This is a genomic window from Streptomyces sp. NPDC000410 (assembly GCF_040300305.1).
Classification (GTDB): Bacteria; Actinomycetota; Actinomycetes; order Streptomycetales; family Streptomycetaceae; genus Streptomyces.
The window spans coordinates 118,574-141,081 of the sequence record NZ_JBEPDM010000014.1; the positions used below are offsets into that span (position 1 = coordinate 118,574).

General features: G+C 71.8%; 19 protein-coding genes. 6 read left to right on the plus strand and 13 right to left on the minus strand.

Going from position 1 to position 22,508, the window contains the following annotated elements; translation table 11 throughout:
* The first annotated feature begins 2 nt into the window (after positions 1-2).
* Both ABT342_RS17460 and ABT342_RS17465 read left to right on the plus strand, forming a co-directional pair.
* On the plus strand, positions 3-779 hold the full coding sequence (locus ABT342_RS17460) for a cytochrome d ubiquinol oxidase subunit II (protein ID WP_351573845.1): 777 nt from the start codon (positions 3-5) through the stop codon (positions 777-779).
* 101 nt (positions 780-880) lie between these two features.
* The gene (locus ABT342_RS17465; RefSeq protein ID WP_351573848.1) at positions 881-3,046 is read left to right on the plus strand and encodes an MMPL family transporter; all 2,166 of its coding nucleotides are present in this window, start codon (positions 881-883) and stop codon (positions 3,044-3,046) included.
* Positions 3,047-3,163: 117 nt separating this feature from the next.
* Here ABT342_RS17465 and ABT342_RS17470 read toward each other — a convergent pair whose 3' ends face one another.
* Both ABT342_RS17470 and ABT342_RS17475 read right to left on the minus strand, forming a co-directional pair.
* Positions 3,164-4,309, minus strand: a complete 1,146-nt coding sequence (locus ABT342_RS17470; protein ID WP_502965562.1) for an AI-2E family transporter — start codon at positions 4,307-4,309, stop codon at positions 3,164-3,166.
* 282 nt (positions 4,310-4,591) lie between these two features.
* Entirely contained in the window at positions 4,592-4,786 is a 195-nt protein-coding gene (locus ABT342_RS17475; RefSeq protein WP_351573851.1) for a DUF3046 domain-containing protein, read from the minus strand.
* Between the two features lie 79 nt (positions 4,787-4,865).
* Between ABT342_RS17475 and ABT342_RS17480 the strand changes: the two genes are divergently transcribed.
* Positions 4,866-5,771: a hypothetical protein gene (locus ABT342_RS17480; protein ID WP_351573854.1), complete on the plus strand. Its 906-nt coding sequence runs from the start codon at positions 4,866-4,868 to the stop codon at positions 5,769-5,771.
* Positions 5,772-5,865: 94 nt separating this feature from the next.
* On the opposite strand, the gene ABT342_RS17485 is transcribed toward ABT342_RS17480, so the two are convergent.
* The 3 genes from ABT342_RS17485 to ABT342_RS17495 are packed head-to-tail and all read right to left on the minus strand — an operon-like array spanning position 5,866 to position 7,872.
* Positions 5,866-6,174 carry an AzlD domain-containing protein gene (locus ABT342_RS17485; RefSeq protein WP_351573857.1) on the minus strand — a complete coding sequence of 103 codons (309 nt, stop codon included), beginning with the start codon at positions 6,172-6,174 and terminating at the stop codon, positions 5,866-5,868.
* On the minus strand, positions 6,171-6,974 hold the full coding sequence (locus tag ABT342_RS17490; RefSeq protein ID WP_351573860.1) for an AzlC family ABC transporter permease: 804 nt from the start codon (positions 6,972-6,974) through the stop codon (positions 6,171-6,173). The genes ABT342_RS17485 and ABT342_RS17490 overlap by 4 nt, the downstream gene beginning before the upstream one ends.
* A gap of 10 nt (positions 6,975-6,984) precedes the next feature.
* Positions 6,985-7,872: an AraC family transcriptional regulator gene (locus tag ABT342_RS17495; RefSeq protein ID WP_351573863.1), complete on the minus strand. Its 888-nt coding sequence runs from the start codon at positions 7,870-7,872 to the stop codon at positions 6,985-6,987.
* A 55-nt stretch (positions 7,873-7,927) separates the two neighbouring features.
* Between ABT342_RS17495 and ABT342_RS17500 the strand changes: the two genes are divergently transcribed.
* From ABT342_RS17500 to ABT342_RS17510, 3 genes are read left to right on the plus strand one after another with little or no spacing between them, the layout of a single operon-like run.
* On the plus strand, positions 7,928-12,577 hold the full coding sequence (locus ABT342_RS17500) for an ATP-dependent helicase (protein ID WP_351573866.1): 4,650 nt from the start codon (positions 7,928-7,930) through the stop codon (positions 12,575-12,577).
* A gap of 37 nt (positions 12,578-12,614) precedes the next feature.
* Positions 12,615-13,439, plus strand: coding sequence for an Fpg/Nei family DNA glycosylase (locus ABT342_RS17505; protein WP_351573869.1), 825 nt, complete (start codon positions 12,615-12,617; stop codon positions 13,437-13,439).
* 33 nt (positions 13,440-13,472) lie between these two features.
* Positions 13,473-14,249: an SDR family NAD(P)-dependent oxidoreductase gene (locus ABT342_RS17510; RefSeq protein ID WP_351573871.1), complete on the plus strand. Its 777-nt coding sequence runs from the start codon at positions 13,473-13,475 to the stop codon at positions 14,247-14,249.
* Here the strand turns inward: ABT342_RS17510 and ABT342_RS17515 are convergent.
* The 8 genes from ABT342_RS17515 to ABT342_RS17550 all read right to left on the minus strand — a co-directional run bounded on the left by ABT342_RS17515 (position 14,197) and on the right by ABT342_RS17550 (position 22,464).
* Positions 14,197-14,451, minus strand: coding sequence for a hypothetical protein (locus tag ABT342_RS17515; protein ID WP_351573873.1), 255 nt, complete (start codon positions 14,449-14,451; stop codon positions 14,197-14,199). The two genes, ABT342_RS17510 and ABT342_RS17515, sit on opposite strands and share 53 nt — an antisense overlap.
* Positions 14,452-14,670: 219 nt before the next feature.
* Positions 14,671-15,138: a Dps family protein gene (locus tag ABT342_RS17520; protein ID WP_351573876.1), complete on the minus strand. Its 468-nt coding sequence runs from the start codon at positions 15,136-15,138 to the stop codon at positions 14,671-14,673.
* A gap of 133 nt (positions 15,139-15,271) precedes the next feature.
* The gene (locus ABT342_RS17525; RefSeq protein WP_019889909.1) at positions 15,272-15,655 is read right to left on the minus strand and encodes a helix-turn-helix domain-containing protein; all 384 of its coding nucleotides are present in this window, start codon (positions 15,653-15,655) and stop codon (positions 15,272-15,274) included.
* Between the two features lie 109 nt (positions 15,656-15,764).
* A complete protein-coding gene (locus ABT342_RS17530; RefSeq protein WP_351573878.1) occupies positions 15,765-16,286 on the minus strand; it encodes a CinA family protein in 522 nt (173 codons plus the stop codon).
* Positions 16,283-17,011, minus strand: coding sequence for a CDP-diacylglycerol--glycerol-3-phosphate 3-phosphatidyltransferase (pgsA, locus tag ABT342_RS17535; protein ID WP_351573881.1), 729 nt, complete (start codon positions 17,009-17,011; stop codon positions 16,283-16,285). The genes ABT342_RS17530 and pgsA overlap by 4 nt, the downstream gene beginning before the upstream one ends.
* Positions 17,008-18,537 (minus strand): 30S ribosomal protein S12 methylthiotransferase RimO, encoded by a 1,530-nt coding sequence (gene rimO / locus ABT342_RS17540; RefSeq protein ID WP_351573883.1) that lies wholly within the window; start codon positions 18,535-18,537, stop codon positions 17,008-17,010. The genes pgsA and rimO overlap by 4 nt, the downstream gene beginning before the upstream one ends.
* An 81-nt stretch (positions 18,538-18,618) precedes the next feature.
* On the minus strand, positions 18,619-19,437 hold the full coding sequence (locus ABT342_RS17545) for a helix-turn-helix domain-containing protein (protein ID WP_351573885.1): 819 nt from the start codon (positions 19,435-19,437) through the stop codon (positions 18,619-18,621).
* Between the two features lie 189 nt (positions 19,438-19,626).
* Positions 19,627-22,464, minus strand: a complete 2,838-nt coding sequence (locus ABT342_RS17550) for a DNA translocase FtsK (protein ID WP_351573887.1) — start codon at positions 22,462-22,464, stop codon at positions 19,627-19,629.
* Between the last annotated feature and the right edge of the window lie 44 nt (positions 22,465-22,508).

Here is a 22,508-nt window from a genome sequence, read left to right on the forward strand (position 1 = left end):
TCGTGGAGACCCTCGCCCTCGTGCTGCTCGGCTTCTTCGCCGCCGGGTACTTCGTCCTGGCCGGAGCCGACATCGGAACCGGAATGCTCGCCCCCCACCTCGGCCGTGACGAGCGCGAACGCCGGCTGGTCATCGCCTCCTTCGCCCCCTTCTTCCTCGGCAACGAGGTGTGGCTGATCGCGACGGCGGGCCTGCTGGTCGGCTGCTTCCCCGATCTCGAAGGGGAGTTGCTCAGCGGCCAGGCTCCGGTGGTCGTCGCGCTGCTGGCGGGCTGGATCACCCGCGACATGGGCCTGTGGCTGCGGGGCCGTACCGGCGGGCGCGCGTGGCGTGCCGTCTGCGACGGGGCCCTCGTGTGCGGGAGCTGGGCCATCGCGCTGGCCTGGGGCTGGCTGCTGGCCGCGCTGTTCGCCGGGGCACCGGGCGCTGTGGCCACCGGGCCGGTCGCGGCGCTCACGGCGGCGGCGGTCGCCGCCCTGTTCGCCGTGCACGGGCTCGGCTTCGCGGCGATGCGGCTGACCGGGGCTCCGTACGAACGCGCCCGCCGGCTGGTGGGGCGGACCGGGCCCGGGAAGTCGTTCGCGCTGACCTCGGTGCTGATGGGTGGGGTGCCGCTGTTCGCCGGGGGTGGGCTGGAGATCGGATCGTACGTCGCCGACGACGCGACGCTCGGGCTGCTCGTACCCGCACTGCTCGTGATCACACCGCTGCTGGTCGCCGTCCAGGCCTGGACGTGGCACGCCTTCCGGCACCGCGTGACCCGCCCCTCCTATCTGTAACCCCTTATCACCTCTGTGATCCCTCATCACCTCTGTGATCCCTCATCACCTGGCCTCTTGATCACCCCTTGGAGAGCGATCATGACCATCGGAGAGCAACCATGACCCTCACGCGCGATGCCGAGCGCTCGGTCCGCCGCCGCGGCAGCGTCTTCGAACGCCTTGCCGCCTTCTCGTACCGCCACCGCTGGCGGGCACTGCTCCTGTGGGTCGTGGTGGTGGTCGGCATCACGGCGGCCTCGACCGCGGTCGGCAGCTCGTACCACAACGATTTCTCGCTGCCCGGCACGGACTCGCAGGCCGCCAGGACCGTGCTGGAGCGGCACGGGTCGGAGCAGGCCGACGCGACCGTGCAGATCGTCGTCGGAAGCCCGGAGGGGATCCGCGGTGGCGCCGTCGAGCGGCGCGTCGAGTCCATGCTCGGCAAAGTCGCCGGGCTGCCGAGCGTGACGGCCGTGCGCAGTCCGTACGAGGACGGCGCCGCGGTCTCCCGGGACGGCACCGTCGGCTACGCGACCGTGACCCTCGACGGCCCGGCCGAGAACGTACCCAAGGAGGACGTACGGAAGATCATCGATGCTGCCGCCTCGATCGAGAGCGACGGCATGGAGCTGAAGACGGCCGTCGGCGGTGACGCGGCGCGCGACGCGGAGGAGGGCGGAGGCGGCGCGGCCGAGGGCGCGGGCATTCTCGGCGCGCTGGTGATCCTGGTCTTCCTCTTCGGGTCGCTGGTGGCCGCGAGCCTCCCGGTCGTCACCGCGCTGTTCGCCGTGGGCAGCTCGATCGGTCTGATCGCGCTCGCCTCGCATCTCGCGGATGTCGCCGACTTCACCCCGCCGATCATGATGCTGGTCGGACTCGGTGTGGGCATCGACTACGCGCTGCTGATCTTCTCCCGCTACCGGGGGGAGCTGCTGCGCGGCGCGGAGCCCGAGGACGCGACCCGCAGTGCGCTGGACGCGGCGGGCCGTACGGTCTTCTTCGCGGGCTGCACCGTGATCATCGCGCTGATGGGTCTGGTGGTGCTGGGGCTGGGTTCACTCCAGGGAGTAGCGCTGGCGGTCGCGCTGACCGTGCTGGTCACCATGGCGGCCTCGCTGACGCTGCTGCCCGCGCTGCTCGGCCTGTGCGGCGACCGGATCCGCCGACAGGTCGGGAAGCGGGCCGCGCGGGCCGCGGCGAAGGGACGCACGGAGGGAGCGGCCTGGCGGCGCTGGGCGACCGGGGTACAGCGGCGTCCGTGGGCGGCCCTGCTGGTGTCCGTGGTGGCGCTCGGCGCGCTGGCGGCGCCGGCGCTCGACATGCGCCTCGGCTTCGCGGACGCGGGCAACGATGCGGAGACGAAGACCAGCCGGCAGGCCTACGACATGCTGGCGGAAGGCTTCGGGCCCGGCTTCAACGGGCCGCTGATCGTGGTCGCGGAGGGCAGGGGCGCCGCCACGGCGGCGGGTGAGGTGCGGGGCGTTCTCGAACGTACGCCGGGCGTCTTCGCGGCCACCCCGCCGGTCCCGACCGAGGACGGGTCGGTCGCGACCGTGATCGTCTTCCCGGACTCGGCGCCGCAGGACGAGAGGACCTCGCGGCTCGTGGACCGGCTGCGGGACGGCGTGCTCCCGCCGCTGGAACAACGGACGGGCACGGATCTGCTGGTGGGCGGCTCGACCGCGGCGACGGAGGACTTCGCGTCCACCGTCTCCGACCGGATGCCGCTGTTCGTGGCGATCGTCGTCGGACTGTCGGCGCTGCTGCTGCTCGTGGTCTTCCGGTCGGTGCTGATCCCGGTCAAGGCCGCGATCCTGAACCTGGTGTCCATCGGGGCCGCGCTCGGCGCGATCACGCTCGTCTTCCAGCACGGCTGGTTCGGGGTGGAGCCCGGCCCGATCGAGGCCTTCATCCCGGTCATGATCTTCGCGATCGTCTTCGGCCTGTCCATGGACTACGAGGTCTTCCTGCTCTCTCGGATCCATGAGGAGTGGGAGCGTACGGAGGATCCGCAGGGGGCGGTGCGCGAGGGCCTCGCGGCGACCGGGAAGGTCATCACGGCGGCCGCGGCGATCATGATCGTGGTGTTCGCGGCGTTCGTGCTGAGCCCGGACCGGATGCTCCAGCAGTTCGGGCTCGGGCTCGCGGTGGCGATCCTGCTGGACGCCGTGGTGATCCGCTGTCTGATCGTCCCGGCCGTCATGCAGCTGCTCGGACGCCGAGCGTGGTGGCTGCCGTCCCGGCTGCGCCGGATGCTGCCGAAGGTGGAGCTGGAGCGGCACTGACACACGGGCACCACTGACACCCATCCACCGCCGGCACTCGTCCTGGCGCACGTCGATCGCCAGGACACGTACGCGCGGAGGAACGTCCGCCTCCGGCGTACGGTCCCGTACGGAGCCTCAGGCGTCGCCCTTCGCGGGCGACGCCTCCTCCTGCGCGTCCTTGGCGCGAAGGGCGCGCTGCACCCGGGCCAGGACCGCCTCGCCGTGCCGCCGATGGCCGTGCATGCGCGGGTCCTCCGCCACGTCGTACCGCTTCACGTAGGCGCCGAGGAACGCCTGGAGGGTCGCGACCGCCGGAATCGCGATCAGCGCGCCGATCGCCCCCAGGAGCGCGGTGCCCGCGATGACCGAGCCGAACGCCACCGCCGGGTGGATGTCCACCGTCTTGGCGGTGAGCTTGGGCTGCAGCACATAGTTCTCGAACTGCTGGTAGATCAGGACGAAGCCCAGCACCCACACCGCGTACCACGGGTCGACCGTGAAGGCGATCAGCATGGGCAGGGCGCCCGCGAGATACGTACCGATGGTGGGGATGAACTGGGAGACGAGGCCCACCCAGACCGCGAGCGCGGGGGCGTACGGCACCCCCAGGGACGCGAGCAGGATGTAGTGCGAGATGCCGGAGACGAGCGCCATGAGGCCGCGCGAGTAGAGGTAGCCGCCCGTCTTGTCGACCGCGATCTCCCAGGCCCGCAGCACCTCCGTCTGCTTCCTCGGCGGCAGCACGGAGCACAGGGCCCGCCGCAGCCGGGGCCCGTCGGCGGCGAAGTAGAAGGAGAAGAGGAAGATCGTCAGCAGTTTGAACAGCCCGCCGAGCACGGTGGCCGAGACATCGAGCACGCCGCTCGCGCTGTTCTGGACGTACTTCTTGAGCCAGTCGGAGCGCAGCAGGCTGTCCTGTATCGCGACGCGGGACAGCTCGGTGTGGAACGTCTGGTTGATCCAGTTGATCACCTGGTCGAGATACTTGGGGAGGTCCTCGACCATCTCCACTATCTGGCCCGCCAGCATCGAGCCGAGCAGCACGACGAAGCCGGCCCCGACGGCGAGCACCCCGAAGAAGACGAGGAAGGTGGCGAGGCCTCGCCGCATGCCGCGCGCGGCCATCCGGCCGACCGCGGGCTCGATCGCGAGCGCCAGGAAGAACGCGATCAGGATGTTGATCAGCAGCCCGATGAGCTGGTGGAAGGCCCAGCTGCCGAGCTGGAAGCACGCGTAGAGAGCGAGCGCCAGGATCATGGCCCGGGGCAGCCACCGCGGCATCCGCGCGGGCACGCCGCCCGGCCCCGCACCGGTGCCCGCGTCCTGCCCCGGCCGGGGCACCGCAGCGGGACCGGCCCCGGCGTCGCCCCCGGATCCGGGGGACGAGCCCGCGGGCGGAGCCGTACCCGGGAGCGGTGCGGCGCGGTCGGCGGCCGCCCCGCCGATGGTCGGCGGGGCGGTCGGGGAATCTTCGCCGCGTACGGTCTCCTCAGTCGATGCCACGGAGCCAGTGTCACCCACCGGCAGGACGACCGGACGTACGCCTGTGGAAAACTTCCGCGGTCATCGCTTGTCGGCGGGGATCCCGACCGCCGCGCAGACCCCCCGCCAGACGTCCTTCGTCTCCCACCCGGCAGCCAGTGCCTCATACACCGTCCGGCCCTCGAGCTCCGCCATCACATGGTCGCGTGCGAAGGAGTCGGCGTAGGCCGCGCCGAAGTGGTCTTCCATCCGCTCCCAGAAAATCGTCAACCGCATGCCACCAGTATCCCGCCCCTGAGAGTGCAGCCGCGTCCGTCTCCCTTGCCGAAAGCCCTTTCCGCCCTACCGTCGGTACATGGCTGGAACTCCCCTGGCACGCGCCGAGCACTTCATCTGGCTGACGGCTCGCGTGCTCGAACAGCGGCGGTTCGCGTACCACTTCCTCGGCGCGGGCGCCGAGCCGGTCGAGGCCGCGCTGACCGCGTATCTCAATGAGGACGGCGGCTACGGCCACGCCCTCGACCCCGATCTCCGCGGCCCCGTGAGCCAGCCGCTGCACACGGCCCACGCGCTGCGCGTACTGGACTCCATCGGACGCTGCGGCGGGCTGCGGGTGGAGCGGATGTGCCGCTATCTCACGGAGGTCTCCACGAGGGACGGGGCGCTTCCCGCGGTCCACCCCTCGCAGCGCGGCTACCCGTCGGCGCCGTTCATCCCCGTCGTCGACAACCCCGCGAGCGAACTGCTGAGCACCGGTCCGATCGTGGGACTGCTCCATCGCAATCAGGTGTGGCACGCGTGGCTGTTCCGGGCGACCGACTTCTGCTGGGCGGCGATCGACGCGCTGGAGAAGTCCCATCCGTACGAGATCGAGGCGGCGGTCGCCTTCCTGGACGGAGTCCCGGACCGGGCCCGTGCCGAGGCGGCGGCCGACCGGCTCGGGCGGCTGGTGCGTGAGCAGCGGCTCGCGGTGCTCGATCCGGACCGGCTGGACGACCACCCGGTCGCCCGGGGATACGCGCCGGGCGAGCACCACTTCCCGTACGACTTCGCGCGCGTGCCGGACTCGCTGGCGCGCCGCTGGTTCACCGACGAGGAGATGGACCGCGCGCTCGACCACCTCGCGGCCGATCAGCGGGAGGACGGCGGCTGGCCGATCCGCTGGCGCGAGTGGGCACCGGGGACGGCCCTGGAAGCGCGCCCGATCGTCACGATCGAGGCGCTGCGCACCCTTCGGGCGCACGGCCGGGCGCTGCGCTGAGGGCACGGCGCCAAGCGGACGGCGCTGAAGGCACGGCGCTGAGGGCACGGCCGCGCGCTGCGCTGAGCGCGCGGCCCGAGGGCACCGCGCCGGCTCAGCCGCCGAGCGCCCGTACGCCCGCGGTGACGAGCACGGCGGCAGCGACGACGACGAGGAAGGGCGCGCGCAGGATCAGGGCGATCGCGGCGGCCGCCACTCCCGCCGCCTTGGCGTCGAGGACGAGGGCGCCGCCCGTGCTGAACGTCTGCTGCGCGGTGAGCGCGGCCAGCAGTGCCACCGGCAGCAGGGCGGCGAGCCGCTGGACGCGTGGACGTTCCAGCACCCCGGCGGGCACCAGCAGTCCGGCCAGTTTGACGGCGTAGCAGGCGACCGCTGTCACGCCGATGGCGATCCAGACGTTCACAGGTCCGCTCCCTTGCGCTTGTCGGTGTTGTTGCTGATCCTGCGGCCTTCCAGCCACAGGACGGCGGGCGCCGCGAGCCCCGCGACGAGCACCGGTACGCCCGCGGGGAGCACGGGCAGCAGTCCCAGCCCGAGGACGACGGCGAGGCCCGCCACGACGCGCTCGGTGGTCGTCCGCAGCATGGGTGCGAGCAGCGCGAGGAAGGTCGCGGGTCCGGCCACGTCCAGCCCCCAGGCGTTGGTGTCGCCGAGGGCCTCGGCGCCGAGCGCGCCGAGCAGCGTGGTGAGGTTCCACAGCACGTACAGCGTCAGTCCGGTGACGGTGAAGCCCAGGCGTGCGGCCCGCCGGTTGGGCTGGGCCAGCGAGACCGCGGTGGTCTCGTCGATGACCCAGTGCGCGGCGAAGGGGCGCAGGGTGCGGGGCAGCGCGAGGAGCTGGGAGAGCCGCAGGCCGTAGAAGGCGTTGCGGGTCCCGAGGAAGAAGGCGCCCGCCGCGGCGGTGAACGGGTTTCCGCCCGCCGCGAGCGCGCCGACCAGCGCGAACTGGGAGGCGCCGGTGAACACCAGGAGGCTGAGCGCGCAGATCTGCAGGAGGTCGAGTCCGGCGCCCGCGGCGGTGACGCCGAAGGCGAAGCCGGAAAGGCCGACGGCGATACCGACGCCCAGGGAGTCCCGTACGACGGCGGAATCCGACTTCACCGGGGTCCCGTGGTCCGTGGAGCCCGGCGTCCCGTGGTCCGCGGGGCGCGCACGTGGTGAGCCTTCGGTGGGTATCTCAGGGGTTGCTGTCTGTTCTGCCACGCACAGGAGGCTACGGACGGGCCTGGTGCCCGGTCTTGTACGTTCTTGCGGTCGGGGACCGGAGCGCGCGGGCTCCGTCCACGCCGCGGCCACGCTGGTACGCGCCCGGCGGTACGCCGACGATCCGGGCGAAGTGCCGGTTGAGGTGGGGCTGGTCGGTGAAGCCGACCGCGACGGCCGCCTGCGCCGGGGTGGTGCCCGCGTCCAGCAGCCGCCGGGCGCGGCGGACCCTCGCGTCGGTGAGCCAGGTGTGCGGCGGCATGCCGTAGTTGTCGCGGAAGGCGCGCAGCAGGGCGAACGGGCCGGTGCCGAGTTCGGCGGCCAGGGACTGGAGCGAGGGCGGGTCGTCCATCCGCTCCTCCAGCAGCGCACGGGCGCGTGCCGCGTTGCGCGCGCCCGCCGTGCGCGGCTCGCGCGGGGGCAGGGCGCTGCCGTACTCGCGCAGCATCCGGGAGACCATGATCCGCAGCATGGTGTCGGCTGCGAGCGCGTTCCCCGCCTCGGCGGCCCGGTGGACCTCGCGGATGAGCCGGGCGGCCTGGTGGTCCAGCACATCGGTCTCGGCGAAGCCCGGGGTGCCGCGGATCGTCGTCGTCTCGGCGGCGATCTCCTCCACCACCCGCGACGACGGGTACAGGGTGTAGTACACCCAGCCCTCGGGCACTCCGGCCCTGGCGGTGTGCGGAACCTCCGGGTTGATCATGACGACCGTTCCGGGTCCGGCGTGGACGACCCCGCCGGGCAGCCCGACGTCCTCGATCCCGCCGGTGATGGTGCCGAAGACGTACCCCTCGTGGCTGTGGCGGGGGAAGGTGTGGCGGACGTAGCGGGCCCGGAGCAGATCGATGCCCGGCAGCCGCTCGTGTTGCCAGTACCGTGCCCACTCACCCTCGGCCATGAGGCCATTCTCGCAGGTCGGGCCCGTTGTCAGTGGTCGGGTGCAGGATGGGTGCATGTCCAGGAGCGCGCTCGATTCCTTCTCCCCCGCGACCCGCGGCTGGTTCACGGGGGCGTTCAGCGCGCCCACCGCGGCCCAGGAGGGTGCCTGGCAGGCCATCGGGCAGGGTTCGGACGTGCTGGTCGTGGCCCCGACCGGCTCCGGCAAGACGCTCGCCGCGTTCCTGGCCGCCCTCGACCGTCTCGCGGCCAGTCCCCCGCCGACGGACGCGAAGCAGCGCTGCCGCGTGCTGTACGTGTCCCCGCTGAAGGCGCTCGCGGTCGACGTCGAGCGGAATCTGCGCAGTCCACTGACCGGTATCCGCCAGGAGTCCGCGCGGCTCGGGCTGCCCGAGCCCGAGGTGCGGGTCGGAATCCGCTCCGGGGACACCCCGGCCGCCGAGCGGCGGGCGCTGGCGACCCGCCCGCCGGACATTCTGATCACCACGCCCGAGTCCCTCTTTCTGATGCTCACGTCCGCCACGCGCGATTCGCTGAGCGGCGTCGAGACGGTGATCCTGGACGAGGTCCACGCGGTCGCGGGGACCAAGCGGGGCGCCCATCTCGCCCTGTCGCTGGAGCGGCTGGACGAGCTGCTGCCGCGGCCCGCCCGGCGGATCGGCCTGTCCGCGACGGTCCGGCCGGTGGACGAGGTGGCCCGCTATCTCTCACCGCAGCGCAGGGTGGAGGTCGTCCAGCCGCGCTCCGGAAAGGAGTTCGACCTCTCCGTCGTGGTCCCGGTCGAGGATCTGGGGGAGCTCGGCGGGTCGCCGACCTCCGAGCCCGACGCGGTCGGCGAGAAGCCGTCCATCTGGCCGCACGTCGAGGAGCGGATCGCCGACCTCGTGCAGGCGCACCGCTCGACGATCGTCTTCGCCAACTCCCGCCGCCTCGCCGAGCGTCTGTGCAACCGGCTGAATGAGATCGCGTACGAGCGTGCCGTCGGGACTGCGTTTGATGCGCGCGGCTCCGCCACGACTCTCCCCGACGGCCATCCTCCTGCAGAGATCATGGCCCAGTCCGGCGCCGCGCAGGGCGCCCCGCCGCTGCTCGCCCGCGCGCACCACGGCTCGGTCTCCAAGGAGCAGCGGGCGCTGGTCGAGGAGGACCTCAAGGCGGGCAGGCTGCCCGCGGTCGTGGCCACGTCCAGTCTGGAGCTGGGCATCGACATGGGGGCGGTGGATCTGGTCGTCCAGGTCGAGTCGCCGCCGTCCGTCGCCTCCGGCCTGCAGCGCGTCGGCCGCGCCGGTCACCAGGTGGGCGCGGTCTCCACGGGCGTGGTCTTCCCGAAGTACCGGGGCGATCTGGTCCAGGCCGCCGTGGTCACCGAGCGGATGCGCACGGGCTCCATCGAGTCGCTCCGTATCCCGGCCAATCCGCTGGACGTGCTGGCCCAGCAGCTCGTCGCCATGGTCGCCCTCGACAGCCGGCAGTTCGACGAGCTGCTGGCCACCGTCCGTCGTGCCGCGCCCTTCGCCTCGCTCCCCGAGTCGGCGTTCACAGCCGTGCTCGACATGCTCGCCGGACGCTATCCCTCCGACGCCTTCGCGGAGTTGCGCCCGCGCGTGGTGTGGGACCGGGTCACCGGTACGGTCACGGGCCGGCCTGGCGCCCAGCGCCTCGCGGTCACCTCGGGGGGCACGATCCCCGACCGCGGGCTGTTCGGCGTCTTCCTGGCCGGGGCGGACCCGAAGAAGGGCGGCGGCCGGGTCGGTGAGCTGGACGAGGAGATGGTGTACGAGTCCCGGGTCGGGGACGTCTTCACCCTGGGCACCACCTCCTGGCGGATCGAGGACATCACCCGCGACCGGGTGCTCGTCTCCCCCGCGCCCGGTGTGCCGGGGCGGCTGCCGTTCTGGAAGGGCGACCAGCTGGGCCGCCCGCTCGAACTGGGGCGTGCGGTGGGCGCGTTCCTCCGTGAGGTCGGTTCCCTCTCCGAGGAGGACGCCCGGCTGCGCCTGATGGCCGCCGGTCTCGACACGTGGGCCGCCGACAACGTGCTGGCGTATCTGGACGAGCAGCGCCGCGCCTGCGGGCATGTCCCGGACGACCGCACGATCCTCGTCGAGCGGTTCCGTGACGAGCTGGGCGACTGGCGGATCGTGGTGCACTCCCCGTTCGGCGCCCAGGTCCACGCCCCCTGGGCCCTCGCGCTCGGCGCCCGTCTCGCCGAGCGGTACGGGATGGACGCGCAGGTCATGCATGCCGACGACGGCATCGTGCTGCGGCTGCCGGACGCCGATCTGATGGGCCTGGACCTGCTCGACCAGGACCCCGTGCACCTGGGTACGGCCCACGACAGCGAGCAGGCCCCGGTCGGCGCGGCCGACACCCTCTTCGACAAGGGCGAGATCGGCCAGATCGTCACCGATCAGGTCGGCGGTTCCGCTCTGTTCGCGTCCCGGTTCCGTGAGTGCGCCGCGCGGGCCCTGCTGCTGCCGCGCCGCAACCCCGGAAAGCGCACCCCGCTCTGGCAGCAGCGCCAGCGCGCGGCCCAGTTGCTCCAGGTGGCGAGCGAGTTCGGTTCGTTCCCGATCGTCCTGGAGGCCGTGCGCGAGTGCCTCCAGGACGTCTTCGACGTCCCGGGGCTCGAGGAGCTCATGGGCGACATCGAGTCCCGCCGGGTCCGCCTGGTCGAGGTCACCACCCCGGAGCCCTCCCCCTTCGCCCGCTCCCTCCTCTTCGGGTACGTGGCGCAGTTCCTGTACGAGGGCGACTCGCCGCTCGCCGAGCGGCGCGCCGCCGCCCTCTCCCTGGACTCGCGGCTCCTGGCCGAGCTGCTCGGCCAGGCCGAGTTGCGCGAGCTGCTCGACGCGGACGTACTGACCGAGCTGGAGCAGGAGCTCCAGTGGCTCACGGAGGACCGCCGGATCAAGGACGCGGAGGGCGTCGCCGATCTCCTGCGCGTCCTCGGTCCGCTCACCACCGCCGAGCTGGCCGAGCGCGGAGCGGACCCGGGCTGGCCGCAGGAGCTCGCCGCCGCCCGCCGCGCCATCCGGGTCCGAATCGCGGGCGCCGAGCACTGGGCCGCGATCGAGGACGCCGGACGGCTGCGGGACGCGCTGGGGACGGCCCTCCCGGTGGGCGTTCCCGAGGCGTTCACGGAGCCGGTGAAGGACCCGCTGGGCGATCTCCTGGCCCGCTTCGCCCGCACCCACGGGCCGTTCACCTCGTCCCGGGCCGCCGCCCGGTTCGGCCTGGGCGCGGCCGTCACCGACGGGGCGCTGCAACGGCTGGCGGCGAGCGGCCGGGTGGTCCAGGGCGAGTTCCACCCTTCCGGAATCGGCCAGGAGTGGTGTGACGCGGCCGTGCTGCGGCGACTGCGCCGCCGCTCCCTGGCGGCGCTGCGCCAGGAGCTGGAGCCGGTTCCGCCGGCCGCGCTCGCCACGTTCCTCCCCCAATGGCAGCACCTGGGGAACAACAGCCTGCGCGGCATCGACGGGCTGGCCCGCGCCATCGAGCAGCTGCAGGGCGCTCCCGTGCCCGCGTCCGCCCTGGAGAAGCTGATCCTCCCGTCCCGGGTGACCGGCTACACCCCCACCCTGCTGGACGAGCTGACGACGACCGGCGAGGTGGTGTGGGCCGGAGCGGGTGCCCTGCCCGGCAAGGACGGCTGGGTCTCCCTCTATCTCGCGGACGCCGCCCCGCTGCTGCTCCCGCCGCCCCACCCGCTGGAGCCGACCGCCCTCCACGAGTCCGTGCTCACCACGCTGTCCGGCGGTTACGGCCTGTTCTTCCGCCAGATCGCCGACCAGGTCCGCGCCACCACCCACCCCGACGCGACCGATCCCCAGCTGGCCGACGCCCTCTGGGACCTGGCCTGGTCCGGGCGGCTCACCAACGACACGCTCGCGCCGCTGCGCTCGCTCCTCGGCTCGGGGCGCACCGCCGGCTCCACGGCACACCGCGCCAAGCGCACCGTCCCGCGCGGGCGTTACGGCTCGCTGACGGCGGCCGCCCGCCCCGCGTCCCGTACGGGCCCGCCGACGGTGTCCGGGCGCTGGTCCCTGCTCCCCTCCCAGGAGCCGGACCCCACACACCGCGCCCACGCGCTGGCCCGCACCCTGCTGGACCGTCATGGTGTGGTCACCCGGGGCGCGGTGGCCGCCGAAGGGGTCGAGGGCGGATTCTCGGCGACGTACCGCGTCCTGTCCGCCTTCGAGGACAGCGGGCAGGCCCGGCGCGGCTATGTCGTCGAGGGTCTGGGCGCGGCGCAGTTCGCCATGGACGGCGCGGTGGACCGGCTGCGGGCCTCGGCCACCAGCCGCGACCGCGCGGACGCGCACACCGCACCCCGGGCGGTCGTCCTCGCGGCGGCCGACCCGGCCAACGCGTACGGGGCGGCCCTCTCCTGGCCCGAGCCGCCCACCGGCGCGGGCCACAAGCCGGGCCGCAAGGCGGGCTCCCTGGTCGTGCTCGTGGACGGCGAGCTCACCCTCTACATGGAGCGCGGCGGCAAGACCCTCCTGTCCTGGCCCACCGAGCCGGACTCCCCCGCGCTCCGGGCCGCCGCCGAAGCACTCGCCGCTTCGGCCCGCGCGGGCACCCTCGGCACGGTCACGGTCGAACGCGTCAACGGAGCCACGGCCCTGACCTCACCCCTGTCCCGCGCCCTGGAGGAATGCGGCTTCCACGCCACCCCGAGGGGCTTGCGCATACGCCCGTAGCAATCCCGCATCTGCGCAGTCCCGCATCATGGATGACATGCCCGAAGGAGACACCGTCTGGCAGACCGCCCGGAGGCTGCACGCCGCCCTCGCGGGACGTACGCTCACACGCTCCGACCTGCGAGTCCCCCGGTTCGCCACGGCCGACCTCACCGGCCGCGAGGTCCTCGACGTCACCCCGCGCGGCAAGCACCTGCTCACCCGTATCGAGGGCGGCCTCACCCTCCACTCGCATCTGCGCATGGACGGTGCCTGGCGGGTGTACGCGGCGGGAGAGCGCTGGCGCGGCGGCCCCACCCATCAGATCCGGGCGATCCTCGGCAACGCCGAGAGCACCGCCGTCGGCTACCGCCTGCCCGTCCTGGAGCTGCTGCGCACCCAGGACGAGCAGAACGTCATCGGCCATCTCGGCCCCGATCTGCTGGGCTCGGACTGGGACCCCGGCGCCGCCGTGCGCAATCTGCTCGCCGATCCCGCCCGCCCCCTCGGCGAGGCACTCCTCGACCAGCGCAACCTCGCCGGCATCGGCAATGTCTACAAATCGGAGCTGGCCTTCCTCGCCCGGGTCACCCCCTGGCTCCCGGTCGGCGACCTCCCCTCCGGCATCCCCGAGCGGCTCGTCGCCACCGCCCATCGCCTCCTGGAGGCGAACAAGGACACCTTCGACCGGCGCACGACACCCCCCGCCCGTGGCACCGCACAGCGCCCCACCGACCAGCGCCTCTACGTCTACGGCCGCGCGGGCCACCCCTGTCTGCGCTGCGGCACGGCCATCCGCCGAGCAGGCCAGGACGACCGCGTCACCTACTGGTGCCCGGGCTGCCAGACAGGCCCCACTCCCCGCCCGGCCACCGATGGTTGACGATCCGTCAGATACGGTCGTACGGTCACCGGCATGCCTCTCCCCGCGTACGACCTCACCGGCCGCACCGCGTTCGTCACGGGCGCGGCGAGCGGCATAGGCCGCGCAACCGCCGCCCTCCTCGCGCAGGCGGGGGCCGCCGTCCACTGCGCGGATGTGGACGAGAAGGGTCTCCACGACACCCGGACACTGATCATCGACGCCGGCGGCACCGCCACGACCCATACCCTCGACGTCACCGACCGGGACCAGGTCCACCACGTGGTCGAGACGGCGATCCGGGCGGGAGGACCCCTGCACATCCTGGCCGCCATCGCCGGAATCATGCACACGAGCCCGGTCCTGGAGACCCGCGACGAAGACCTCGACCGCGTCCTCTCGGTCAATTTCCGGGGTGTGCTGTACGCCTGCCAGGCCGCCGCCCGGTCGATGATCGCCTCGGGCACCGGGGGATCCATCATCACGATGGCATCCGGCGCCGTCGACGCCGCGCAGCCCGGCCTGCTCTGCTACAGCGCCTCCAAGGCCGCCGTCGTCCAGCTCACCAAGACCCTGGCCACCGAACTCGGCCCGCACGCGATCCGCGTCAACGCGATCGCCCCGGGCTGGATCCGCACCCCCATGACCGACCGTCACGACGCACAGCAACAGCAGAAGGCGGAGGCGGCCATGGTCAGGCAGTCACCGCTCGGCCGGGTCGGCGAGCCCGAGGACATCGCTCACGCGGTCCTCCATCTCGCCTCCGACGCGTCGTCGTTCACGACGGGTCAGATCTTCCGCCCGAACGGGGGCGTCGCCATGCCGTGGTAGCCGTGGTCGTTCCCCCGGCCGCACCGGCACCCCCGGCCCGCGACGCCACATGCACCGGCAGCAGGCTGAGCCCCCACCCGCCCGCCGCCACTGCTCCCTCGATGAGCCCCGCCTGCTCCGGCACCAGCGCCAGCCGCATCACGGCCCACCACCACAGCGCGCCCAGTGCAAGCGCCGGCAGCAGGACCCATCGCCTCACCATGGCCGCCTCCTCCGGTCGACGCTAGACCGGACCGATCACTCGGCGGGAGGGCGCACCGGGAGCACATCCGGCGCGCCGGAAGCGTGCCGCTCTCGCACCACCGATGCCTATCCACACGGCCATGCGCTCTCAGCCAGGCTCAAAGCCACGCCACAGGACGCGCTCGAAGCAGCCGGAGCAGCACCGAACGCCGCCTCATGAGGCGCGCTCCCGGCCACCCTAGGACTCCGCCTGGAACATCCAGGCATGCTTCTCCAGGTCGGCGGTCAGTCCGATGAGAATGTCCTGGGTCACCGGGTCCGGTTCCGCCGTCAGCTGGATCCGCTCACGCATCCGCTCGATCACCGCTCCGAGCGCGTCCACCAGGATCCGTACGGCCTCGACATCCTTGATCCAGCCCTCCGGAACAGCTCCGACAGCGCTCGACGACGCGACCGTCGCGGCCCGCCCGTCCGGTGTCACACCGATCGCCGAAGCCCTCTCCGCCACGACGTCCGAGTGCGCCCGGGCGGTGACGACGACCTCGTCCAGCTGGAGGTGGACGGAGCGGAATCGCGGTCCGATCACGTTCCAGTGCACCTGCTTGGACACCAGGCTCAGATCGATCAGATCCACCAGTGCGCCCTGCAAGGCCTCACCGGTGACCTTGCGCTGCTGCTCCGAGAGAGAGCTCTTCACGACGGACATGCATGGCCTCCGTTCACACCGCACTGCCCTCCACAATGGCATATATGCCGCATATCGGACACACGGAGGCAAAGCGAAGCCCCGGCCGGACGCTTCTCCGGTCGGGGCCCACTCAACGAGCAGGTCGGCGGGATCAGGCGGCGACCACGTCCACCGCCTCTGCGGGCGCCTTGATGGTCACCCGTTCCGTCGGCACACCCGCCACCGACGTCACGGACACGGAATTGAGCATCGGGCGTACTGGCGCAGGCACCGGCTCACTCGCCGCTGCCGACTCGGCCAGCTCGGCCAGCGACAGCTCGTCGCTCACTTCACGCATGAGCTCGGACATCCGTACGTCAAGCGCGTCGCAGATCGCGGAGAGCAGCTCGGAGGATGCCTCCTTCTGCCCCCGTTCCACCTCGGAGAGATAGCCGAGCGATACTCGGGCGGACGAGGAGACTTCGCGCAGAGTACGGCCCTGGCGCTGGCGCTGCCGACGCAGCACGTCACCCAGCAGGCGACGGAGCAGAATCATCGGTGGCTCCCTCCTCGGACCGCGTAGCCGCATCCTTCACGCCCCACCGTACCGCCTCGCGCTGCGGCCGTGCGGGGAGCGATGACGTGTTCACTCAGGGCTGCAAACATCAAGTCCCCCCGTTCTGTTCCGTATCCTGTGCCCGCTCATTCCCCGGGAGTTCCCCGGCGAGCGCTCCCGCGAGCAGCTCCAATACGCTCCGTACACTCTCTCTACGAATTTCCGCGCGATCGCCGTTCAACCGCAGCGCGGCCACTTTCCGCCCGCCGCCCGGCCCCACGACCGCCACGAACACCGTTCCCACGGGCTGCCCGTCCTGCTCCTCGGGCCCCGCGACTCCCGTGGTCGCGATCCCCCAACCGGCCCCCAGCCGGGCCCGTACCCCCGCCGCCATCTGCGCGGCGACGTCGGGGTCGACCGCCCCGCGGGCGGCCAGCAGGTCTCCGTCGACCCCCAGGATGTCCTGCTTCAGCGCCGTGGCGTAGGCCGTCACGGAGCCGCGGAAGGAGCGTGAGGCGCCGGGTACCGAGGTCAGCTCCGCGGCCACCAGTCCGCCGGTGAGCGACTCGGCGACGGCCAGTGTCTCGCCACGCTCCGCAAGCATCCGGAGCACCCGGGCCGCCGGGCTCATCGCGAGGGCTCCCCCGCGGACCCTCCCGTCGACGGCCCGGCAGGCTCCCCCGCGGCCGCCGCCTTCGCCTCGGCGCGCTCGGCGCGTTCGGCGGCGAGTCCCTTGCGCCGCAGGATCACCGCCTGCCGCACGTAGTCGAGCCCGGTGACGACCGTCAGGACGACCGCCACGGCCATCACCCACCACCGCAGCGTGGCCAGCGGACCGGTCAACATGAGGACGTACATCCCGACCGCGGTCCCCTGCGCGAGGGTCTTCATCTTGCCGCCGCGGCTGGCCGGAATCACTCCGTGCCGGATCACCCAGAACCGCATCAGCGTGATCCCCAGCTCACGGAAGAGGATCACTCCGGTCACCCACCAGGGCAGATCCCCGAGCGCGGAGAGACAGATCAGACCGGAGGCCATGATCGCCTTGTCGGCGATCGGGTCGGCGATCTTCCCGAAATCCGTGACCAGGTTGTACTGACGTGCCAGATGGCCGTCGAAGACATCGGTGATCATGGCGACGGCGAACGCGGCCCAGGCCCAGGCCCGCCACACCGGGTCGTGCCCGCCGTCCTGGAGCAGCAGGATCACGAAGGCGGGCACGAGGACCAGCCGCATCATGGTGAGGATGTTGGCGATGTTCCACAGGCTGGCCTGGTTGACGGCCGCAGCGCCCAGCTTGCCGCTCGGCGCAGGCCTGCCGGTCCCGCCCGCCGCAGATGCCGGGACTCCGGTCATCTGGCCGCCTCCTCACGACACTCCGATACGACGTCCACGACCTCGCCGACGAACTCGGCGACCAGATCGACGCCCTCGGTCCCCACCACCTTGGCCTCGACCATACGTCCGGGTGCCAGGCCTTCAGCACCCGTGAAAATCACCTGGCCGTCGGTCTCGGGCGCCTGGTGGGCCGCGCGGCCCACAGCCGCGTACTCGTCCTCGTCCTGGTCCTCGTCTCCATCGAACACGGTCTCGACCAGTACCTCCAGGGTCTCGCCGATCCGCTCCTCCGCGCGCTGCGCGGTCAGCTCCTCGGCGAGCCGGGACAGGTGCGCGAGACGCTCGTCCACGACGTCCTGGTCCAGCTTGTGCTCGTACGTGGCGGCCTCGGTGCCGTCCTCGTCGGAGTAGCCGAACACGCCGATGGCGTCCAGCCTGGCCTCGGTGATGAAGCGCTCCAGCTCGGCGAAGTCCGCCTCGCTCTCACCGGGGAAGCCGACGATGAAGTTGGACCGCACACCGGCCTGCGGGGCCTTCGTACGGATCGTCTCCAGCAGCTCCAGGAACCGCTCGGTGTCGCCGAAGCGCCGCATCGCGCGCAGCACGCCGGGCGCGCTGTGCTGGAAGGACAGATCGAAGTAGGGGGCGACCTTCTCCGTCGACGTCAGTACGTCGATGAGGCCCGGCCGCATCTCGGCGGGCTGCAGATAGCTGACCCGTACACGCTCGATCCCGTCGACGGCCGCGAGCTCCGGCAGCAGCGTCTCGAGAAGGCGGATGTCGCCGAGGTCCTTGCCGTACGAGGTGTTGTTCTCGGAGACCAGCATGATCTCCTTGACGCCCTGCTCGGCCAGCCAGCGCGTCTCGCCCAGCACATCGCTCGGGCGGCGCGAGATGAACGAGCCGCGGAAGGACGGGATGGCGCAGAACGAGCAGCGGCGGTCGCAGCCCGAGGCGAGCTTCACCGAGGCGACCGGGCTGGTGTCCAGCCGGCGGCGCAGCGGGGCGCGGGGCCCGGAGGCGGGCGCGAGCCCCTCCGGAAGATCGGCCGGCACGCTCTCGGGCTCGGGCGCCTGGGCGTGCCCCGGCAGGGCCACGTCCGCGGCCGACTGGCGCTCCACCGGGCTCAGCGGCAGCAGCTTGCGCCGGTCCCTCGGGGTGTGCGAGGCGTGGATCCCGCCGTTCAGGATGGTCTGGAGCCGGTCGGAGATGTCGGCGTAGTCGTCGAAGCCGAGAACGCCGTCCGCCTCCGGCAGGGCTTCGGCGAGCTCCTTGCCGTACCGCTCGGCCATGCAGCCGACGGCGACGACGGCCTGGGTCTTGCCGTGATCCTTGAGATCGTTGGCTTCGAGGAGGGCGTCGACGGAGTCCTTCTTGGCGGCCTCGACGAATCCGCAGGTGTTCACGACCGCGACATCCGCGTCGGCGGCTTCCTCGACGAGCTCCCAGCCGTCCGCTGCCAAGCGGCCTGCGAGCTCCTCCGAGTCCACCTCGTTACGGGCGCAGCCAAGAGTGACAAGGGCGACGGTACGGCGTTCGGGCATGGACTCAAGACTACTTTGTCCTGGCCCACGCCCGACCCGCGAGGCTCCCCAGGCCCTTCAGGCCCGCGTGGAGCCCTTGTCTCACCCGGCTTCGGGGTCGCCCTTCGAGTAGGACAGGCGCTCGACCTGCCCGTCCTCGAACTCGTCCTCGAGCTTCTTGCCGTTCACGAACAGTTCGATCGCGCCGGCGTTGCCGAGGATGAGATCGAGCCGCTCGTCGTCCTGGAAGGTCTTGGAGTCGCCCTCCTCCAGCAGCCCGTCGAAGAGCAGCTTGCCGTTGGCGGACTTGGCCGAGATCCAGCTCTTGTCGTCGATCGCGGACAGCTTCACCGTGACCTTGTCCTGCGGGACCGCCGCGATGGCGCTCTCCGAGGGGTCCGGCTTGGGAACGGTCTTGGTCGGGGTGGGCTTGGGGGTGGTCTTCTCCGGTGTGGGACCTTCCGCGACGTGCTTCTTGCCGGAGCCTTCGTCGCCGTCGCCGAAGAGCGTGAAGCCGGCGAAGCCGATGACCGCGACGATCGCGGCGACCATCGCGGCGGTCCAGTTGGGGCGCCGGGGCTCGGGGCGGATACGTTCCGCCTCGAAGAGCGGCGCCGCGGGGGTGGGAGCGGGCCGTCCGCCGTGCTCTTCGTCGTACTGTTCGATGAGCGGGGCGGGATCCAGCGCGACGGCGCGAGCGAGCGTCCTGATGTGACCGCGCGCGTACACATCGCCGCCACAGCGGGAGAAGTCGTCCTGCTCGATCGCGTGCACGATGGGGACGCGCACGCGGGTGGAGGCACTGACCTCATCAACGGTCAGACCTGCGTCGATACGAGCCTGCTGGAGCGAACGACCGATCGAAGGCCGGTCGTCCTCGAATGGAGGCCGGTCGTCTTCGGGGGAGTTGCCGATGGACACGGGGGCGCCTTTCGAGCGTGTAGCCACCTGCTGGAGGTTCAGTCTAGGGGTGGTACGAAAGGGTGGGGCAACCGGGCGGATGCCGTTTGTACGCCATCAGAATGGCCGGACAGCGGGAGGGTGGGACACGGTCCTGTCCCTCCTTCCAACTTGACGTATGACCAAGGGAAACGGTTGCCCCGCATTCCCTTACGAGTCAGACTCCCCCCGGATCACAGCAAGCACTCCATCCAGCTCATCGGGCTTCACCAGAACGTCACGCGCCTTGGAGCCCTCGCTGGGGCCGACGATGTTCCGCGACTCCATCAGGTCCATCAGCCGGCCGGCCTTGGCGAAGCCGACCCGCAGCTTGCGCTGGAGCATGGACGTCGACCCGAACTGGGTGGAAACCACCAGCTCGGCGGCCTGGCAGAGCAGATCGAGATCGTCACCGATGTCCTCGTCGATCTCCTTCTTCTGCTTCGTCGCGACCACCACGTCGTCCCGGAAGACGGGCGCCATCTGATCCTTGCAGTGCTGGACGATCGCGGCGACCTCGTCCTCGGTCACGAAGGCGCCCTGCATACGGGTCGGCTTGTTGGCCCCCATCGGCAGGAACAGGCCGTCGCCCTTGCCGATCAGTTTCTCGGCACCGGGCTGGTCGAGGATGACCCGGCTGTCCGCCAGCGACGAGGTCGCGAACGCGAGACGGGAGGGCACGTTCGCCTTGATCAGACCGGTGACGACGTCGACCGAGGGCCGCTGGGTCGCCAATACCAGATGGATGCCGGCCGCGCGCGCCAGCTGCGTGATCCGGACAATGGCGTCCTCGACGTCCCGAGGAGCGACCATCATCAGGTCCGCGAGTTCGTCGACAATCACCAGGAGATACGGGTAGGGCTGGAGCTCGCGCTCGCTGCCCTCGGGCAGTTTGACCTTTCCGTTCCGGATGGCCTGGTTGAAGTCGTCGATGTGGCGGTAGCCGAACGCCGCGAGGTCGTCGTACCGCAGGTCCATCTCGCGCACGACCCACTGGAGCGCCTCGGCGGCCCGCTTGGGGTTGGTGATGATCGGCGTGATCAGATGCGGGATGCCCTCGTACGCGGTCAGTTCGACCCGCTTGGGGTCGACGAGGACCATCCGGACGTCCTCCGGGGTCGCTCGTATCATCACCGAGGTGATCAGGCAATTGATGCACGACGACTTTCCGGAGCCGGTCGCACCGGCGACCAGGACGTGCGGCATCTTCGCCAGGTTCGCCATGACGTAGCCGCCCTCGACGTCCTTGCCGAGCGCCACCAGCATCGGGTGGTCGTCGCCCGCCGCCTCGGCCAGCCGCAGCACGTCGCCGAGGTTGACCATCTCGCGGTCGGAATTGGGGATCTCGATCCCGACGGCGGACTTGCCGGGGATCGGCGAGATGATCCGTACGTCCGGGCTGGCCACGGCGTAGGCGATGTTCTTGGCGAGCGCGGTGATCCGCTCGACTTTGACCGCCTGGCCGAGGCGCACCTCGTAGCGGGTGACCGTCGGCCCGCGGGTGAAGCCGATGACCTCCGCGTCGACCTTGAACTCGCCGAAGACGGTCGTGAGCGCGGCGGCGATCGCGTCGTTCGCGGCGGTGCGGGTCTTCCCGGGGCCGCCCCGCTCCAGGAGGTCCAGCGCGGGGAGCGCGTACGTGATGTCGCCGGACAGCTGGAGCTGCTCGGCCCGCGGCGGCAGGGTCTGGGGCTCCTCGGGCGCGGGCTTGGTCAGGTCCGGTACGGCAGGCTTGGTCAGGTCCGGTACGGCAGGCTTGGGATCCGGTACGGAGGCACCAGCGCCCGGCTGCTCGGTCCTGGCCCCGGGGACGGGACCGGCGCCGTGCTCCCGGCCGGCGGCCGGGTCCCGTTCGGCGCCGAGGTCGCGGGTCAGATCGGCGACGACCGGCGAGGGCGGCATGCCGTTGAGCACGGCCCCGTCGAGGGCGGCGGCGGCCGCCGCGGCGACGTCGATCGCGTCCATCGGCCGGCCGAGGGCGGCCGGCGCGGGCTCGGTGGTGCCCCTGCGCGGCCTGCGCCGCGTGGAGAGCGCCTTCTGCTCGGCCTGCTCCGCGTCGTACACCTCGGGTGCGGGGGCACCGCGGCGCCGCGACGGCCTGGCGGGCGCCGCCTCGCGCCACTGCTCGTCGTATCCCTCCTCGTACCCCTCGTCGTCGCTCTCGCCCGGCTCATAGGGCGGGTCGACGAGTCCGAGGCGGGCGCCGAGCTGCCGCAGCCGCCGCGGGATGGCATTGACCGGTGTCGCGGTGACGACCAGCAGACCGAATACGGAGAGCAGGAAGAGCAGCGGCACGGCCAGGACCGTGCCCATCATGAAGATCAGCGGCATGGAGGCCGCCCACCCGATCAGCCCGCCCGCGTCCTGCATCGCCGAGCTGCCCGCGTCGCGCCCCGGCGCGCCGCAGGCGATGTGGACCTGGCCGAGCACGCCGATGACGAGCGCGGACAGGCCGATGACGATACGTCCGTTGGCCTCGGGCTTCTCGGGGTAGAGGATCAGCCGCACCGCGATCGCGCCGAGCAGGAGCGGAACGAGCAGATCGAGCCGCCCGAACGCCCCGGTGACCAGCATCTCGACCAGATCGCCGACGGGGCCGCGCAGATTGGACCAGGTGCCCGCGGCGACGACCAGTGCGAGGCCGAGCAGCAGCAGCGCGAGGCCGTCCTTGCGGTGCGCCGGGTCGAGCCCCTTGGCGCCACGCCCTATCCCCCGGAGCATCGCCCCGACGGCGTGCGCGAGACCCAGCCAGACGGCGCGCACGAGGCGGAAGACTCCGCCCGTCGGATTCGGCGCGGGCTTGGGCGCCGCCTTCGCCGCCGGCTTCTTGGCGGGTGCCTTCTTCGCCGGTGCCTTCTTCGCGGGCGCGGTCTTCTTGGCGGCGGGCTTCTTCGGAGCGGGCTTCTTGGCGGGCGCCGCCTTCTTCGCGGCGCCCGTCGCACGGCCGGCGCGCGGCTTCGCGGTGCCCGCCGTGCCCTGGGAACCCTTGCCGGACGTACGTGAGGCCATGTTGGTGAGGTTACCGGTGTGACCGTCGGCGGACACGTGTGCCC